Annotated in this window: 15 protein-coding genes and 1 tRNA gene; 3 read left to right on the top strand and 13 right to left on the bottom strand. The window is 68.4% G+C overall.

Going from position 1 to position 15,383, the window contains the following annotated elements; translation table 11 throughout:
• Positions 1-90 precede the first annotated feature (90 nt).
• The 9 genes from rpoB to RNL97_RS19855 all read right to left on the bottom strand — a co-directional run bounded on the left by rpoB (position 91) and on the right by RNL97_RS19855 (position 9,375).
• Positions 91-3,576: a DNA-directed RNA polymerase subunit beta gene (gene rpoB, locus RNL97_RS19895; RefSeq protein ID WP_030578113.1), complete on the bottom strand. Its 3,486-nt coding sequence runs from the start codon at positions 3,574-3,576 to the stop codon at positions 91-93.
• A 617-nt stretch (positions 3,577-4,193) separates the two neighbouring features.
• Positions 4,194-4,577: a 50S ribosomal protein L7/L12 gene (gene rplL, locus RNL97_RS19890; RefSeq protein ID WP_030578117.1), complete on the bottom strand. Its 384-nt coding sequence runs from the start codon at positions 4,575-4,577 to the stop codon at positions 4,194-4,196.
• 84 nt (positions 4,578-4,661) lie between these two features.
• Positions 4,662-5,219 carry a 50S ribosomal protein L10 gene (gene rplJ, locus RNL97_RS19885; protein WP_030578120.1) on the bottom strand — a complete coding sequence of 186 codons (558 nt, stop codon included), beginning with the start codon at positions 5,217-5,219 and terminating at the stop codon, positions 4,662-4,664.
• Between the two features lie 273 nt (positions 5,220-5,492).
• Positions 5,493-6,398 carry an SCO4651 family lipoprotein gene (locus tag RNL97_RS19880; protein WP_243314806.1) on the bottom strand — a complete coding sequence of 302 codons (906 nt, stop codon included), beginning with the start codon at positions 6,396-6,398 and terminating at the stop codon, positions 5,493-5,495.
• A 173-nt stretch (positions 6,399-6,571) separates the two neighbouring features.
• Positions 6,572-7,294, bottom strand: a complete 723-nt coding sequence (gene rplA / locus RNL97_RS19875) for a 50S ribosomal protein L1 (RefSeq protein ID WP_030578126.1) — start codon at positions 7,292-7,294, stop codon at positions 6,572-6,574.
• An 80-nt stretch (positions 7,295-7,374) separates the two neighbouring features.
• Positions 7,375-7,809: a 50S ribosomal protein L11 gene (gene rplK, locus RNL97_RS19870; RefSeq protein WP_030578129.1), complete on the bottom strand. Its 435-nt coding sequence runs from the start codon at positions 7,807-7,809 to the stop codon at positions 7,375-7,377.
• A 177-nt stretch (positions 7,810-7,986) separates the two neighbouring features.
• The gene (gene nusG, locus RNL97_RS19865; protein ID WP_030578132.1) at positions 7,987-8,835 is read right to left on the bottom strand and encodes a transcription termination/antitermination protein NusG; all 849 of its coding nucleotides are present in this window, start codon (positions 8,833-8,835) and stop codon (positions 7,987-7,989) included.
• Positions 8,836-8,908: 73 nt separating this feature from the next.
• On the bottom strand, positions 8,909-9,196 hold the full coding sequence (gene secE / locus RNL97_RS19860) for a preprotein translocase subunit SecE (RefSeq protein WP_010071801.1): 288 nt from the start codon (positions 9,194-9,196) through the stop codon (positions 8,909-8,911).
• Positions 9,197-9,302: 106 nt separating this feature from the next.
• A tRNA-Trp gene (locus RNL97_RS19855) sits at positions 9,303-9,375 on the bottom strand.
• Positions 9,376-9,587: 212 nt separating this feature from the next.
• Here RNL97_RS19855 and RNL97_RS19850 point away from each other — a divergent pair.
• Both RNL97_RS19850 and RNL97_RS19845 read left to right on the top strand, forming a co-directional pair.
• On the top strand, positions 9,588-10,814 hold the full coding sequence (locus tag RNL97_RS19850) for a pyridoxal phosphate-dependent aminotransferase (protein WP_030578136.1): 1,227 nt from the start codon (positions 9,588-9,590) through the stop codon (positions 10,812-10,814).
• A gap of 127 nt (positions 10,815-10,941) precedes the next feature.
• Complete coding sequence (locus RNL97_RS19845; protein ID WP_030578139.1) at positions 10,942-11,955, top strand: adenosine deaminase; 1,014 nt, start codon at positions 10,942-10,944, stop codon at positions 11,953-11,955.
• On the opposite strand, the gene RNL97_RS19840 is transcribed toward RNL97_RS19845, so the two are convergent.
• Positions 11,948-12,538, bottom strand: coding sequence for a TetR/AcrR family transcriptional regulator (locus RNL97_RS19840; RefSeq protein WP_313751006.1), 591 nt, complete (start codon positions 12,536-12,538; stop codon positions 11,948-11,950). The genes RNL97_RS19845 and RNL97_RS19840 overlap by 8 nt on opposite strands.
• A gap of 101 nt (positions 12,539-12,639) precedes the next feature.
• Here RNL97_RS19840 and RNL97_RS19835 point away from each other — a divergent pair, with 101 nt between their 5' ends.
• Positions 12,640-13,275: an NAD(P)-dependent oxidoreductase gene (locus tag RNL97_RS19835; RefSeq protein ID WP_313751005.1), complete on the top strand. Its 636-nt coding sequence runs from the start codon at positions 12,640-12,642 to the stop codon at positions 13,273-13,275.
• A 28-nt stretch (positions 13,276-13,303) separates the two neighbouring features.
• Here the strand turns inward: RNL97_RS19835 and RNL97_RS19830 are convergent, their stop codons facing one another.
• The 3 genes from RNL97_RS19830 to RNL97_RS19820 all read right to left on the bottom strand — a co-directional run bounded on the left by RNL97_RS19830 (position 13,304) and on the right by RNL97_RS19820 (position 15,326).
• Positions 13,304-14,359, bottom strand: a complete 1,056-nt coding sequence (locus RNL97_RS19830) for a UDP-N-acetylmuramate dehydrogenase (protein WP_030578149.1) — start codon at positions 14,357-14,359, stop codon at positions 13,304-13,306.
• Positions 14,360-14,445: 86 nt separating this feature from the next.
• Complete coding sequence (locus RNL97_RS19825) at positions 14,446-14,874, bottom strand: MaoC family dehydratase (RefSeq protein WP_030578152.1); 429 nt, start codon at positions 14,872-14,874, stop codon at positions 14,446-14,448.
• Positions 14,874-15,326, bottom strand: coding sequence for a MaoC family dehydratase N-terminal domain-containing protein (locus RNL97_RS19820; protein WP_010058828.1), 453 nt, complete (start codon positions 15,324-15,326; stop codon positions 14,874-14,876). Before RNL97_RS19820 ends, RNL97_RS19825 begins: the two co-directional genes overlap by 1 nt.
• Positions 15,327-15,383: the final 57 nt, after the last annotated feature.

Below are 15,383 nucleotides of genomic sequence, written 5' to 3'. Positions count from 1 at the left end.
AATCCCTCTTTCGGGGTCTCGTCTCAATCAATGGTCTGAACGGGTCCGGGGAGGGCCGGCCGCCTCGGGACGAGGCGGCCGGCCGGCCCGTCAGACCTCTTCGACGCTGCTCGGCTCGCGCCGGGACAGGTCGATACCGAGTTCCTCGGCCGCGCGGAAGACGTCCTCGTCCGTATCGCGCATCTCGATGGACATGCCGTCCGAGGACAGCACCTCCACGTTGAGGCAGAGCGACTGCATTTCCTTGATGAGCACCTTGAAGGACTCGGGAATGCCGGGCTCGGGGATGTTCTCGCCCTTGACGATGGCCTCGTAGACCTTCACGCGGCCGGTCACGTCGTCGGACTTGATCGTCAGGAGCTCCTGGAGGGCGTACGCGGCGCCGTAAGCCTCAAGGGCCCACACCTCCATCTCACCGAAGCGCTGACCACCGAACTGTGCCTTACCACCCAGCGGCTGCTGCGTGATCATGGAGTACGGACCGGTCGAACGCGCGTGGAGCTTGTCGTCGACCAGGTGGTGCAGCTTGAGGATGTACATGAACCCGACCGAGACCGGGTCCGGGAACGGCTCGCCGGAGCGGCCGTCGAACAGCTGGGCCTTGCCGGAGGGCTGGACCAGGCGGTCGCCGTCGCGGTTGGGGATCGTGGCCTCGAAGAGACCGGAGATCTCGTCCTCGCGCGCACCGTCGAAGACGGGCGTGGCGACGTTGGTGCCGGGGGCGACCTGGTCGGCGCCGATGGCCTGCAGGCGCTTGGCCCACTCGTCACCGAGGCCGGAGACGTCCCAGCCGCGGCTGGCGAGCCAGCCGAGGTGGATCTCCAGGACCTGTCCCGGGTTCATTCGGGACGGGACACCCAGCGGGTTGAGGATGATGTCGACCGGGGTGCCGTCCTCCAGGAACGGCATGTCCTCGATCGGCAGGATCTTGGAGATGACGCCCTTGTTGCCGTGACGGCCGGCGAGCTTGTCACCATCGGTGATCTTGCGCTTCTGCGCGACGTAGACGCGGACCAGCTGGTTCACGCCCGGCGGCAGCTCGTCGCCCTCTTCGCGGTCGAAGACGCGGACGCCGATGACCTTGCCGATCTCACCGTGCGGCACCTTCAGCGAGGTGTCGCGCACCTCGCGCGCCTTCTCACCGAAGATCGCGCGGAGCAGGCGCTCCTCGGGGGTCAGCTCGGTCTCACCCTTGGGCGTGACCTTGCCGACGAGGATGTCGCCGGCGACGACCTCGGCACCGATCCGGATGATGCCGCGCTCGTCGAGGTCGGCGAGGACCTCTTCGGAGACGTTCGGGATGTCCCGGGTGATCTCCTCCGGGCCGAGCTTGGTGTCACGGGCGTCGACCTCGTGCTCCTCGATGTGGATCGAGGAGAGGACGTCGTCCTGCACGAGGCGCTGCGACAGGATGATCGCGTCCTCGTAGTTGTGACCCTCCCACGGCATGAACGCCACGAGCAGGTTCTTGCCGAGGGCCATCTCACCGTTCTCGGTGGCCGGTCCGTCGGCGAGCACCTGGTCGGCCACGATCCGGTCGCCTTCGGAGACGACGACCTTCTGGTTGACCGAGGTGCCCTGGTTGGAGCGCATGAACTTGGCGATGCGGTACGTGGTGTACGTGCCGTCGTCATTCGTGACGGTGATGTAGTCCGCGGAGACCTCCTGGACCACACCGTCCTTCTCGGCCTTGAGGACGTCGCCGGCGTCGGTGGCGCAGCGGTACTCCATGCCGGTGCCGACCAGCGGGGCCTCCGACTTAATCAGCGGCACCGCCTGACGCATCATGTTCGCGCCCATGAGGGCACGGTTGGCGTCGTCGTGCTCCAGGAAGGGGATCATCGCGGTGGCGACGGACACCATCTGGCGCGGCGAGACGTCCATGTAGTCGACGTCCGTGCCGGGCACGTAGTCGACCTCTCCGCCACGACGGCGGACCAGGACGCGCGGCTCGGTGAAGCGCAGCTCGTCGTTGAGGGTCGCGTTCGCCTGGGCGATGACGAAGCGGTCCTCTTCGTCAGCGGTGATGTAGTCGACGTCGTCGGTGACCTGGCCGTCGACGACCTTGCGGTACGGCGTCTCGATGAAGCCGAACGCGTTGACCCGGCCGTACGAGGCGAGCGAACCGATCAGACCGATGTTCGGGCCTTCGGGGGTCTCGATCGGGCACATGCGTCCGTAGTGGGACGGGTGCACGTCTCGGACCTCGAAGCCGGCCCGCTCACGGGAGAGGCCACCCGGGCCAAGAGCCGACAGACGGCGCTTGTGGGTGAGACCCGACAGCGGGTTGTTCTGGTCCATGAACTGCGACAGCTGGCTGGTGCCGAAGAACTCCTTGATGGAGGCGACGACCGGCCGGATGTTGATCAGGGTCTGCGGCGTGATCGCCTCGACGTCCTGGGTGGTCATGCGCTCGCGCACGACGCGTTCCATCCGCGCCAGGCCCGTACGGACCTGGTTCTGGATGAGCTCGCCGACGTTGCGCAGACGACGGTTGCCGAAGTGGTCGATGTCGTCGGTCTCGACGACGATCTCCCGGCCGGACTCGCCGATCGTCTCGGTCTCACCGGCGTGCAGCTTGACCAGGTACTTGATGGTCGCGATGACGTCGTCGGTGGTGAGCACCCCGGCGTCCAGCGGCTCATCGGCGCCGAGCTTCTTGTTCACCTTGTAGCGGCCGACCTTCGCGAGGTCGTAGCGCTTCGGGTTGAAGTAGAGGTTCTCGAGCAGCGTCTGAGCGGCCTCGCGGGTCGGCGGCTCGCCCGGACGCAGCTTGCGGTAGATGTCGAGCAGTGCGTCGTCCTGGCCCTGGGTGTGGTCCTTCTCCAGGGTGGCGCGCATGGACTCGTACTCGCCGAACTCCTCGAGGATCTGCTCGGTGGTCCAGCCGAGAGCCTTCAGGAGGACGGTGACGGACTGCTTGCGCTTGCGGTCGATGCGGACACCGACCATGTCGCGCTTGTCGATCTCCATCTCCAGCCAGGCACCCCGGGAGGGGATGATCTTGGCGGAGAAGATGTCCTTGTCGGACGTCTTGTCGATGGAGGAGTCGAAGTAGACACCCGGCGAGCGGACCAGCTGCGACACGACGACACGCTCGGTGCCGTTGATGACGAAGGTGCCCTTGTTGGTCATGAGCGGGAAGTCGCCCATGAAGACCGTCTGGGACTTGATCTCGCCGGTCTCGTTGTTGGTGAACTCGGCCGTGACGAAGAGCGGCGCGGCGAACGTGAAGTCGCGCTCCTTGCACTCGTCGATCGAGTTCTTCGGGGGCTCGAATCGGTGGTCGCGGAACGTAAGCGACATCGACCCGGAGAAGTCCTCGATCGGAGAGATCTCCTCGAAGATCTCCTCGAGGCCGGACTTGGTGGGGACGTCTTGTCCACTGTCCAGAGCAGCCTCGACGCGAGCCTTCCAGGCGGCGTTGCCGAGGAGCCAGTCAAAGCTCTCGGTCTGCAGCGCGAGGAGGTTCGGAACCTCGAGGGGCTCCTTGATCTTTGCAAAAGAGATGCGCAGCGGGGCGGTGCTGGCACCGTTGTTCGTATTCGCGGTCGAGGCGTTGCGCGAGGCGGCCAAGAGGGGGTCCTTCCGAGGGCTCGGACTCACTACGCGCGTACCGGTCCCACCCTGGACACAAAGACAGGCCGTTCCGAATCGGTCGCAAGCGACCAGGTCGGAGGGGGTCGGTCATCGGTGCTTCAGCGTGGGCATGCCCCTGGTGACGGGCAGGAGGCAGCTAACAGGCAGCGCAAAGGGTCAGTGTAGCCAAGCGGCACACTGATGTCCAGTCGGGGTTCTCAGAGACCCACGTTGCTCTCAACAGCTGTTCTCAACACCTATGTCTAGCCCTCGCGCGGGGTGCGCGCTTCTTTACTTCCCTCTTCACTCTCGATCCATGCCTCGGATACGGATCGAAGTGAGGACGCGTCCTGAGAATTGCGCGCCGCGTCCGGTTCGTCAAGGCCCGCCGGTCCGATCGGACCGGCCAGGAGCCTTCACCGGCCGCCCCCGGGAACCCGCGGGACGCCCTGGAGGGGCCTGCGGGAGGCGCACGGCGAAGATCACCCTACTCGTCGTCGGCGGAAGAGCAAGGCACCCGCCCCGGGCACGCCGAAGGGCGACCACCCGGATGGGTGATCGCCCTTGGCGCGGGCACCTGACGTGCCCAGGGAGTCCCGAGGACTCCCGAGGTGTTACTTGACCTCGACGGAAGCGCCGGCGGCCTTGAGGGACTCGGCAGCCTTGTCGGCGGCCTCCTTGGCGACCTTCTCGAGGACCGGCTTCGGGGTGCCGTCGACGAGGTCCTTGGCCTCCTTCAGACCCAGCGAGGTCAGCTCACGCACGACCTTGATGACCTGGATCTTCTTCTCGCCGGCGCCGGTGAGGATGACGTCGAACTCGTCCTGCTCGACAGCGGCCTCGGCCGGGGCGCCGCCCGCGGCGGGGCCGGCGACGGCGACGGCCGCGGCGGCGGTGACGTCGAACTTCTCCTCGAAGGCCTTCACGAACTCGGAGAGCTCGATGAGGGTCATCTCTTCGAACTGCGCGAGCAGGTCGTCCTGGGACAGCTTCGCCATGACAGGCGTCCTTCCACTATTCGGCAGGTGCCGGATGAATATGTCGGCGGGCGTACGTGGAGCCCGCTGGACCGCTGAGCGTGATTACTCGGCGGCCTCGGCGGGAGCCGGAGTACCGGCACCGCCCTGCTCTTCCTTCTTGGCGCGAAGAGCTTCCGCGGTGCGGACGAACTTGGAGGGCAGGGCCTGGAAGACCTGCGCCGCCTGCGTCTGCTTGCCCTTGAAAGCACCGGCCAGCTTGGAGAGCAGAACCTCGCGGGACTCGAGGTCCGCAAGCTTCTTGATCTCATCGGCGGACAGCGCCTTACCGTCAAGGACACCGCCCTTGATGATGAGGTTCGGGTTGTCCTTGGCGAAGTCACGAAGACCCTTCGCCGACTCCACCGGGTCACCGGTGATGAAGGCAACCGCCGTCGGACCCGAGAACAGGTCGTCCAGCGCGTCGATCCCGGCCTCGTTGGCCGCAATCTTGGTCAGCGTGTTCTTCACCACGGCGTACTGGGCGTTCTCACCGAGCGAACGGCGCAGCTGCTTGAGCTGAGCCACGGTGAGACCCCGGTACTCGGTCAGCATGGCGGCGTTCGAGTTACGGAACTGGTCCGTGAGCTCGGCTACCGCGCCAGCTTTGTCGGGCCTGGGCATGAGCGTCGGCCTCCTTCCGGGTGATGAGGACCGCTCGCAAGGGGCCGGGAAAGACGAAACGCCCCAGCACAAGTGCCAGGGCGCAGCTCGACCGAACAGAGTCCGGGAGCGTTCCACAGTCACCTGCGCGGGTCGTCCGATCTAGCGGAACCTTCGGTCGCCGTCCCCCTTTCGAGGCACAGCGACGACCAGCGGTCTTTGGCTTCCTGGTGAGAGTACGCGACCGGACGGGCGACGGGCAAATCCGTCCCTGTTCGTCCCGGGGAAAGGGTGTCAGGAGGCGCCGCTCGGGGTAGCGCCCTGCTTCAGCAGCTCCTTGAAGTCCACGGTGTCCGAGGCCTCCGGCCTGTTGGCGGGGACCTCGGTGCCGTAGTCGCTGTAGAAGAGCGTCGAGTTGAACGTGCCGGTCTTCATCTCGCCGCGCTCGGTCTTCTTCACCAGCAGGTCGTTCTCGTCGACCCAGATGTCGACGGTCTGGGTGGTCACCCCGGCCAGCGCCAGCTGCTCCTTGAACGCGGTCAGCTGCCTCGCGTCCAGGTCGCTGTTCTCGGCGGTCAGCCCGGCCACGTCGATCGTGCCGGAGTAGTGCGTCGCGGGGACACCGCGGACGTCCTCCTGGCCGACCTTCTTCACATCGCCGGAGGCCAGGAGCGCCTTCACACCCTGCTCGGGCGTGCTGTTCTGGATCTGGTCCTTCATGACGTCGCCGGCGGCCCCGCCCAGCTCCGCGAGGTCCTTGTAGGAGTACCGGATCCAGTTCTTGCCGCCGGCGTTGGCCGCCATACCGGCGCCCATGTTGGCGTAGTACTCGTCCTTGAAGTAGCGCGCCTCGACCGATCCGTCGCCACCGGCCTTCTTCAGGGCTTCGCCCATGGTGCCGCCGGTGTACGTGATGGTGAGCGCGCCCGAGAGTCCGTCGGCCCAGCCGATGGTCCCGGACTGCTTCATGGACATCGTGCCGCCCATCTCGGTGGAGCCCTCGACCTTCGCGGACCGGGAGCCGCCGGTCTTCTGCTGCACCTGCTTCAGCGCGGCCACGGGCCTCGCCTTGGCGACGGCGTCCGCCTTGCCCTCCCCGGAGCCGCCGGCGCTGTCGGAGCCACTGCAGGCCGCCATCGACGTCAGTGCCGCCGCGGCGGCGAGAGCCGTACCCATGCGTCGTGCCGTGCTCGTCCTCATGGTGTCGGTCCACCCCTCGTGTCGTCCGTCGTCCCCAGCAGCCCACAGTGGCACAGGGCACCGACAGGCGTGGGGGCTTACGGAAACGAGGACGGGCCCCGCACCTCTAAAGGTTGCGGGGCCCGTTCACACAGTGCACGCGTACGACGCGGCTACCGGGTGAGCACGAGGGCTCAGACGGCGGCCGGGTCCTCCTCGACGAGGAGGTTGCGGGTGCGGTTGGAGTCCAGCGGGATGCCGGGGCCCATCGTGGTCGTCAGGGCGGCCTTCTTGATGTAGCGGCCCTTGGCGGCGGACGGCTTCAGACGGAGGACTTCCTCCAGCGCCGCTGCGTAGTTCTCCACCAGCTTGGTCTCGTCGAACGAGACCTTGCCGATGATGAAGTGCAGGTTGGAGTGCTTGTCGACGCGGAACTCGATCTTTCCGCCCTTGATGTCGTTGACAGCCTTGACGACATCGGGGGTGACGGTGCCGGTCTTCGGGTTCGGCATCAGACCACGCGGACCGAGCACGCGGCCCAGGCGGCCGACCTTGCCCATGAGGTCCGGGGTGGCGACGACGGCGTCGAAGTCCAGACGGCCCTTCGCCACCTCGTCGATCAGCTCGTCGGCGCCGACGATGTCGGCTCCGGCGGCTTCCGCGGCCGCAGCACGGTCACCGGTCGCGAAGACCAGGACCCGGGCGGTCTTGCCGGTGCCGTGCGGGAGGTTCACGGTGCCGCGGACCATCTGGTCGGCCTTGCGCGGGTCGACACCCAGGCGGAAGGCGACCTCGACGGTGCCGTCGAACTTCGTGGTGGCGGTGTCCTTGGCGAGACGGACGGCCTCGAGCGGGGCGTACACGCGCTCCCGGTCGATCTTGGCGTCCGCAGCGCGGAGGTTCTTGCTGCGCTTCACTTCTACTCCTGTGGATTCAGAGTGTGGAGTCGTGGTGCGGACCAGCGCTTGGTCCTACCACTGAGGGCTACGGGGCTGAATCAGCCTTCGACCGTGATGCCCATGGAACGGGCGGTGCCGGCGACGATCTTCGACGCGGAGTCGAGGTCGTCGGCGTTCAGGTCGGGAAGCTTCGTCGTGGCGATCTCGCGGACCTGGGCGGCGGTGAGCTTGCCGACCTTGGTCTTGTGCGGCTCGCTGGAGCCCTTGCTCACACCCGCGGCCTTGAGGATCAGCTTGGCGGCCGGCGGAGTCTTGGTGATGAAGGTGAACGAGCGGTCCTCGTAGACCGTGATCTCCACCGGCACGACCATGCCACGCTGCGACTCGGTCGCGGCGTTGTAGGCCTTGCAGAACTCCATGATGTTGACGCCGTGCTGACCGAGCGCGGGGCCGACCGGCGGGGCCGGGTTCGCCGCACCGGCGTTGATCTGGAGCTTGATAAGCCCCGTGACCTTCTTCTTCTTGGGAGGCATTGCTCTCTCCGGGTCCTAGTGAGAGTGTTTCGCCGCCATTCCGGTCATCCGGATGGAGGCATACCGCACAACGATAACGGGTATAGCTGTGCGACCAAAAACCCAGCAGGTCAGAGCGGCTGTGAAGCCCCTCTGACCTGCTGGGTAGGCATGTGTCCAGAAAGCGGCGGGAAGCGCCTAGTTCTTCTGGATCTGGTCGAAGCTGAGCTCGACCGGGGTCTCGCGGCCGAAGATCTCGACGAGGCCCTTGACCTTCTTCGAGTCGGCGTTGATCTCGTTGATCGTGGCCTGCAGCGTGGCGAACGGGCCGTCGGTGACGGTGACCGAGTCGCCGACCTCGAAGTCCAGCACCTGGACCTCGACCTTGCGGGCCGGAGCCGGCTTGCCCTCGGCCTCGGCGGCCTCACGGGCGGCCTTCTCCTCGGCCTCCGGGGCCAGCATCTTGACGATCTCGTCCAGGGTCAGCGGGTACGGGTCGTAGGCGTTGCCCACGAAGCCGGTGACGCCCGGCGTGTTCCGCACGACGCCCCAGGACTCGTTCGTCAGGTCCATGCGCACCAGCACGTAGCCGGGGAGCTTGTTCTGCCGGACGTTCTTGCGCTCGCCGTTCTTGATCTGGACGATTTCCTCTTCAGGCACCTCGGCCTGATAGATGAACTCCTCCACGTTCAGCGAGACGGCGCGCTGCTCCAGGTTGGCCTTCACGCGCTTCTCGTAACCGGCGTACGTGTGGATGACGTACCACTCGCCGGGGAGGGTGCGGAGCTCGTCACGCAGGGCGGCGACGGGGTCGACGGGGGCGGCCGGCTCGGCCTCCTCCTCGTCGGCGGCCTCGGCGGCCTCTTCCTCGACGGTCTCGGCGGCCTCGGCGACCTCATCGGCTGCCGCGTCGTCCTCGCCCTCGGCGGCTTCGGCCTGGTCCGGGTCCACGGAGTCAGCAGCCTCAACGATGTCGAGCTCGTCCTCGGCGGACTCGAAGGCGCCAGCCTCGGGCTCGACGGCGTCGTTCAGGTTCGGGTCAGACACGATGGCTGCTTCTTCCTGGATACAAAGGGTGGAACGTGCGAAAGGGACGCCGGGTCCGACGCCTTCCGCGTGATCAGCCGAAGACGTACTTGACGACCCGGGCGAAGCCCATGTCGAGAACGGTAACAAGACCGATCATGACGACGACGAACACGATCACCACGGAGGTGTACGTCGTGAGCTGGCTACGCGTCGGCCAGACAACCTTACGGAGTTCAGCGACGATCTGGCGGTAGAACAGCGCGAGCCGACCCAGAGGGCCCTTCTTGCCGCGCTTGCCGCCCTTCCGAGTCTTCTTCTTCGACTCGGGAGCTTCATCATCGGCATCAGGCATGTCGATGGAGCCCACGGCGTCCGTCACGCTACTCACCTGATTCCGGGTCGTGGCCGTGCCGCGCCCGGTGGAGCCGCACGGCTGTGCAATGAAGTACGTACATGCGCACACATCCTGGCGAAGGAGTGTGTAGCAGGGCCGGAGGGACTTGAACCCCCAACCGCTGGTTTTGGAGACCAGTGCTCTACCAATTGAGCTACGACCCTTGGTGGTTTCCACCAACCTACCGCATCTTCCCCGGTGACCGGGTGCAGGAACGGTGCGGCTGGTGAAGGCCAACGACAGGTGAGTGTACGTGCTCAGGGCCGCCGCGTCGAACAGACAACTACCGACCGGTCGTGTCCGGATGCTGTCCAGGTCCTGTCCGGTCCCTGAAACCCCTGCGCCGACGGCTTTCGCCGTCTGCGAGCATGGGGCCATGAGCGCTGCAACTTCACCGTCCGAGCGCCGGGTTTCCGCCCGCATCGGTGCGATCTCCGAGTCCGCGACCCTCGCCGTCGACGCCAAGGCCAAGGCCCTCAAGGCCGCCGGGCGTCCGGTGATCGGCTTCGGGGCCGGCGAACCCGACTTCCCGACGCCCGACTACATCGTCGACGCCGCGGTCGAGGCCTGCCGCAACCCGAAGTACCACCGCTACACCCCCGCAGGCGGGCTCCCCGAGCTCAAGGCCGCCATCGCCGAGAAGACGCTGCGCGACTCCGGCTACGAGGTCGACCCCGGCCAGATCCTGGTGACCAACGGCGGCAAGCAGGCCATCTACGAGGCCTTCGCCGCGATCCTCGACCCGGGCGACGAGGTCATCGTCCCCGCCCCGTACTGGACCACCTACCCCGAGTCGATCCGGCTCGCCGGCGGTGTCCCGGTCGAGGTCGTCGCCGACGAGACCACCGGCTACCGGGTCTCCGTCGAGCAGTTGGAGGCCGCGCGCACCGAGAAGACCAAGGTCGTCCTGTTCGTCTCGCCCTCCAACCCGACCGGCGCGGTCTACAGCGAGGCCGACGCCGAGGCGATCGGCCGCTGGGCCGTCGAGCACGGCCTGTGGGTCCTGACCGACGAGATCTACGAGCACCTCGTCTACGGCGACGCGACCTTCACCTCGCTCCCGGCGATCGTCCCGGAGCTGCGCGACAAGTGCATCGTCGTCAACGGCGTAGCCAAGACGTACGCCATGACCGGCTGGCGGGTGGGCTGGATCATCGGCCCCAAGGACGTCGTCAAGGCCGCGACCAACCTCCAGTCGCACGCCACCTCCAACGTCTCCAACGTCGCCCAGGTCGCCGCGCTCGCGGCCGTCTCCGGCTCGCTGGACGCGGTCGCCGAGATGCGTACCGCCTTCGACCGCCGCCGCAACCTCATCGTGCGGATGCTCAACGAGATCGACGGCGTGTTCTGCCCGGAGCCCGAGGGCGCGTTCTACGCCTACCCGGCGGTGAAGGACCTCCTCGGCAAGGAGATCCGCGGCAAGCGCCCGGCCACCACGGTCGAGCTGGCCGCCCTGATCCTGGACGAGGCGGAGGTCGCCGTCGTGCCCGGAGAGGCCTTCGGCACCCCCGGCTACCTGCGCCTTTCCTACGCGCTGGGCGACAACGACCTGGTCGAGGGCGTCTCGCGGATCCAGAAGCTGCTGGGCGAGGCCAAGGCCTGAGAAGCCCGCGCGTCAGTGCCCCCGGCCGCCGGAATTCCCTCCGGCCGGGGGCACTTTTTTGTTCGAGCAGCCCCCGGAAGGGGAAAGCGGCTACCGCTCCGGCCCGCCCGTGCGGCAGGATCTTCCGATGGAGCGTGATGTACGTCTGTTGCCCAAGGCCCACCTGCACCTGCACTTCACCGGGTCGATGCGGCCCACCACCCTGCTGGAACTCGCCGACAAGTACGGGGTCCATCTCCCCGACGCCCTGACCGGCGGCGAGCCGCCGAAACTGCGGGCGACCGACGAGCGCGGCTGGTTCCGTTTCCAGCGGCTCTACGACATCGCCCGGTCCTGCCTGCGGTCCCCCGAGGACATCCAGCGCCTGGTGCGCGAGAGCGCCCAGGAGGATGTCGCGGACGGCTCCGGCTGGCTGGAGATCCAGGTCGACCCCACCTCGTACGCCCCGCTGCTCGGCGGGCTGATCCCGGCCATCGAGATCATCCTGGACGCCGTGGACAGCGCCTCCCGGGACACCGGCCTGGACATGCGCGTGGTGATCGCCGCCAACCGGATGAAGCACCCGCTGGACGCCCGCACGCTGGCCCGGCTCGCCGTGCGGTACGCCGACCGGGGCGTCGTCGGCTTCGGGCTCTCCAACGACGAGCGGCGCGGGATGGCCCGTGACTTCGACCGGGCCTTCGCCATCGCCCGGGACGGCGGGCTGCTGGCGGCTCCGCACGGCGGGGAGCTTTCGGGGCCCTCCAGCGTGCGCGACTGCCTCGACGACCTGGACGCCTCGCGGATCGGCCACGGTGTGCGGGCCGCCGAGGACCCCCGGCTGCTGCGCAGGCTCGCCGAGCGGCAGATCACCTGCGAGGTGTGCCCGTCGTCCAATGTGGCCCTCGGTGTCTACGAGAAGCCCGCCGATGTCCCCTTGCGCACGCTGTTCGACGCGGGCGTGCCGATGGCGCTGGGAGCGGACGATCCCCTGCTGTTCGGTTCGCGGCTGGCCGCCCAGTACGAGCTGGTGCGCCGCCACCACGGCTTCACCGACGAGGAGCTGGCCGAGCTGGCCCGCCAGTCGGTGCGCGGATCGGCGGCCCCCGTGGGGGTACAGGCGAAGCTGCTGTCCGGTATCGACGACTGGCTGGCTAACTGATCCCGGCCAGGAGCGTACGGGCGAGGGAGGCGGCGAAGTCGTCCAGGGGCGGCGGGGGTTCGCCGCCGGGGAGCGTGGAGTAGGCGAAGGCCCGCTGGGCGCAGGCGCCCAGCAGCAGGGAGGCGGCGGCGTAGGTGTCCGCGCCGGCCCGGACGCGGCCCGCGCCCTGCTCGGCGCGCAGATAGGCGTCGAGCTGCTGGATCGGCAGGTGGGGCCCGGCCTCCAACCCTCCCACGCCCTGCTCGTGGCGGCGCTTGAGCTGGGGTTCGGCGTACAGGGACGCGGCCATGGGGAAGGTCTGCTCGTAGAACAGGGCGGCCTGCCGGGCGATGTCGGTGAGGTTGTCCTCGACGCTGCCCTCACCGGCGGTGAGTTCGGTGAGCAGGCCCCCGAGCCGGGGCAGCCGCTCCGCGAGGACGGTGACGAACAGCTCTTCCTTCCCGGAGAAGTACTTGTAGAGCGCCGCCTCCGAGCAGCCGGCCGCCTTGGCGATCTCCTTGGTGGTGGTCCGGGCGAGGCCGATGGACAGCATCAGCTCGTACGCCGCGTCGACGATCCGGACGCGGGCGGGCTTCTGGTCCATACGAGCTCCAACAGGCCGTGACCCGGCATTCTTGACGACCGGGTGGGAGGTCACCCACTCTAGAGGTTAGTAAACACTCACCCACTCCTGAGGGGCGCGCCATGAAGATCACCGTGTTCGGGGCGACCGGCGGTGTCGGCCAGAAGATCACGGGCCAGGCGCTCGAAGCGGGCCACGAGGTGACCGTCGTGGTCCGGGACCCGGACCGGCTCCCGGAAGCGCTGGACCGCGCGGCGCTGCACGGTGCCGTCCGGCTGGACGACGAGGCGGCGGTGCGGGCGGCGGTGGCGGGGCGCGACGCGGTGCTCTCGGGGCTGGGTTCGCGCGACCGGAAGGCGAACGGCGTCGCCGAGCGGCTCACCGGGCGGATCGTGTCGGCGATGGAGGCCGAGGGCACCCGGCGGCTGCTGGCGGTGAGCGCGGTGCCGGTCGGGCCGAAGGCGGCGGGCGACCCGCTGGTCGACCGGCTGTCGCTCAAGCTGGTCGGGGCGGTGTTCGCGGATCTGTACGCCGATCTCGCCCGGATGGAGGCGGTGCTGGCCGCCAGCGCCACGGACTGGACCGCGGTGCGCCCGCCGAGGCTGACGGACGGGCCGCGCACGGGTGTCTACCGGAAGGTCGTGGGCGGCACGCCGCGCAGCAGCCGGACCATCTCCCGCGGCGACGTGGCGCACGCGATGCTCGCGCTGATCGACGACCCGGCGGCCGTCAAGCAGGGTGTGGGCATCGCGTACTGACCGCGTACGCCCCCGCGCGTCCGCGGCACTACAGGCTGACGCCGACCGTCACCGGCTCGTTGACCAGGGTGACGCCGAAGGCCGCGTGCACCCCGGCGACGACCTCGCGGGCCAGGGCGAGCAGATCCTCGGTGGTGGCCGCGCCCCGGTTGGTGAGGGCGAGGGTGTGCTTGGTGGAGATCCGGGCGGGGCCGCTGCCGTACCCCTTGGTGAAGCCGGCCCGGTCGATCAGCCAGGCCGCCGAGGTCTTGGTACGGCCGTCCTCGGCGGGGAACGCCGGGGGCGTCACGTCCGGCCCGAGGCGTTCGAGGACCCGGCCGAGGAACTCCTGGAAGGCGGCCGGTTCGAGGATCGGGTTGGTGAAGAAGGACCCCGCGGACCAGGTGTCGTGGTCCTCCGGGTCCAGCACCATGCCCTTGCCCGCGCGCAGCCGCAGGACGGTCTCGCGGGCGGCCGGCAGCGGCACGCGGTCGCCCTGCTCGACGCCCATGGCCCTGGCCGTTTCGGGGTACTTGAGGGGCGCGGAAAACCCGTCGGCCTCTTCCAGCTCGAATCGGACACGCAGCACCACGAACCGGTCGGGTTCGGCCTTGAAGCGGCTGTGACGGTACGAGAAGGCGCACTCCGCGTTCGGAATCGTCACGGTCTCCTGGGTGCGCCGGTCGTAGGCGACGACCTCCGTGATGGTGGAGGACACCTCCTGTCCGTACGCGCCGACGTTCTGAATGGGGGTCGCGCCCGCGGACCCGGGGATGCCCGCCAGGCACTCGACGCCCGCGAGGCCCGCCTCTACGGTCCGGGCGACCGCGTCGGTCCACACCTCTCCGGCCGCCAGCTCCAGTGACGTACCGGAGAGCTCGAAGCCCTTCGTGGCGATGCGCAGCGCGGTGCCCTCGAAGCCCTTGTCCCCGATGACCAGGTTGGAGCCGCCGCCGATGACCAGCAGCGGGGTGCCGCTCGCGTCGGCCTCCCGGACGGCGGCGATCACCTCGGCGTCCGTCGTGGCGGTCAGCAGCCGGGCGGCGGGGCCGCCGAGCCGGAAGGTGGTCAGGGGGGCGAGGGGGGCGTCGTGGAGTTCCTGCACGGGGACAAGAGTACGGTCCGCGCCCCCGCCGCTCGTGCGGGGCCACGGACCGTACGCCGGGATCCGGCGACTCGGACGGCCGCGTCTCAGACGAGCCGGACCACGGCCCGGGACATCCCCAGCACCTTCTTGCCGTCGCACATGGCGACCAGGTCCACCCGGACCAGGTTGTCGTCCAGCTTCGCCGCCACCTTGCCGCTGACCTCGATCAGCGCGCCCTTGTCGTCGTTGGGCACGACGACCGGCTTGGTGAACCGCACCCCGTAGTCGACGACCGCACCCGGGTCACCGGCCCAGTCCGTGACGACCCGGACCGCCTCGGCCATCGTGAACATGCCGTGCGCGATCACGTCCGGCAGTCCGACCTCGCGCGCGAACTTCTCGTTCCAGTGGATCGGGTTGAAGTCGCCCGAGGCCCCCGCGTACTGCACGAGCGCGGCCCGCGTCACCGGGAACGACTGCGCCGGCAGCTCCGTACCGACCTCGACCGACCCGTAAGAGACCTTCGCCGTCATCACGCCTCCTCGGCGGCGCGCGCCACCAGCTTCGTGACCGCCGTGACCACCAGCTCGCCGGCCTCGTCGTGCACATCCCCGCGAATGTCGAGAACGTCGTTGCCCGCCAGGGACTTGATGCTCTCGATCGTCGACGTGACCGTCAGCCGGTCCCCCGCCCGCACCGGACGCACGTAACGGAACTTCTGGTCCCCGTGGACCACGCGGCTGTAGTCCAGGCCCAGCTGCGGATCCTGCACCACCACTCCGGCGGCCCGGTAGGTGATCGAGAAGACGAACGTGGGCGGCGCGATCACATCGGCGTGACCGAGCGCACGGGCGGCTTCCCGGTCGACGTACGCCGGGTGGGTGTCGCCCACCGCCTCGGCGAACTCGCGGATCTTCTCCCGGCCGACCTCGTACGCCGGAGTGGGCGGATAGGTCCGCCCCACGAAGGACTGGTCGAGCGCCATCAGCTCGCTACCTCCTGAGAAACCTGATGAAAGACGGACAAGGGCACGCCCCCGTGC

It is taken from the genome of Streptomyces parvus (genome assembly GCF_032121415.1).
In the GTDB taxonomy this organism is placed as follows: domain Bacteria; phylum Actinomycetota; class Actinomycetes; order Streptomycetales; family Streptomycetaceae; genus Streptomyces; species Streptomyces globisporus_A.
This window is presented reverse-complemented; position numbering and strand designations above follow the sequence as displayed.

What these genes read in the sequence shown, in the direction of transcription:
- rplL (WP_030578117.1), bottom strand. Translation starts at nt 4,577, where the DNA reads ATGGCGAAGCTGTCCCAGGACGACCTGCTCGCGCAGTTCGAAGAGATG.
- RNL97_RS19840 (WP_313751006.1), bottom strand. Translation starts at nt 12,538, where the DNA reads ATGGACCAGAAGCCCGCCCGCGTCCGGATCGTCGACGCGGCGTACGAG.
- RNL97_RS19835 (WP_313751005.1), top strand. Translation starts at nt 12,640, where the DNA reads ATGAAGATCACCGTGTTCGGGGCGACCGGCGGTGTCGGCCAGAAGATC.
- RNL97_RS19820 (WP_010058828.1), bottom strand. Translation starts at nt 15,326, where the DNA reads ATGGCGCTCGACCAGTCCTTCGTGGGGCGGACCTATCCGCCCACTCCG.
- RNL97_RS19880 (WP_243314806.1), bottom strand. Translation starts at nt 6,398, where the DNA reads ATGAGGACGAGCACGGCACGACGCATGGGTACGGCTCTCGCCGCCGCG.
- rplK (WP_030578129.1), bottom strand. Translation starts at nt 7,809, where the DNA reads ATGCCTCCCAAGAAGAAGAAGGTCACGGGGCTTATCAAGCTCCAGATC.
- rplJ (WP_030578120.1), bottom strand. Translation starts at nt 5,219, where the DNA reads ATGCCCAGGCCCGACAAAGCTGGCGCGGTAGCCGAGCTCACGGACCAG.
- RNL97_RS19850 (WP_030578136.1), top strand. Translation starts at nt 9,588, where the DNA reads ATGAGCGCTGCAACTTCACCGTCCGAGCGCCGGGTTTCCGCCCGCATC.
- RNL97_RS19845 (WP_030578139.1), top strand. Translation starts at nt 10,942, where the DNA reads ATGGAGCGTGATGTACGTCTGTTGCCCAAGGCCCACCTGCACCTGCAC.
- RNL97_RS19825 (WP_030578152.1), bottom strand. Translation starts at nt 14,874, where the DNA reads ATGACGGCGAAGGTCTCTTACGGGTCGGTCGAGGTCGGTACGGAGCTG.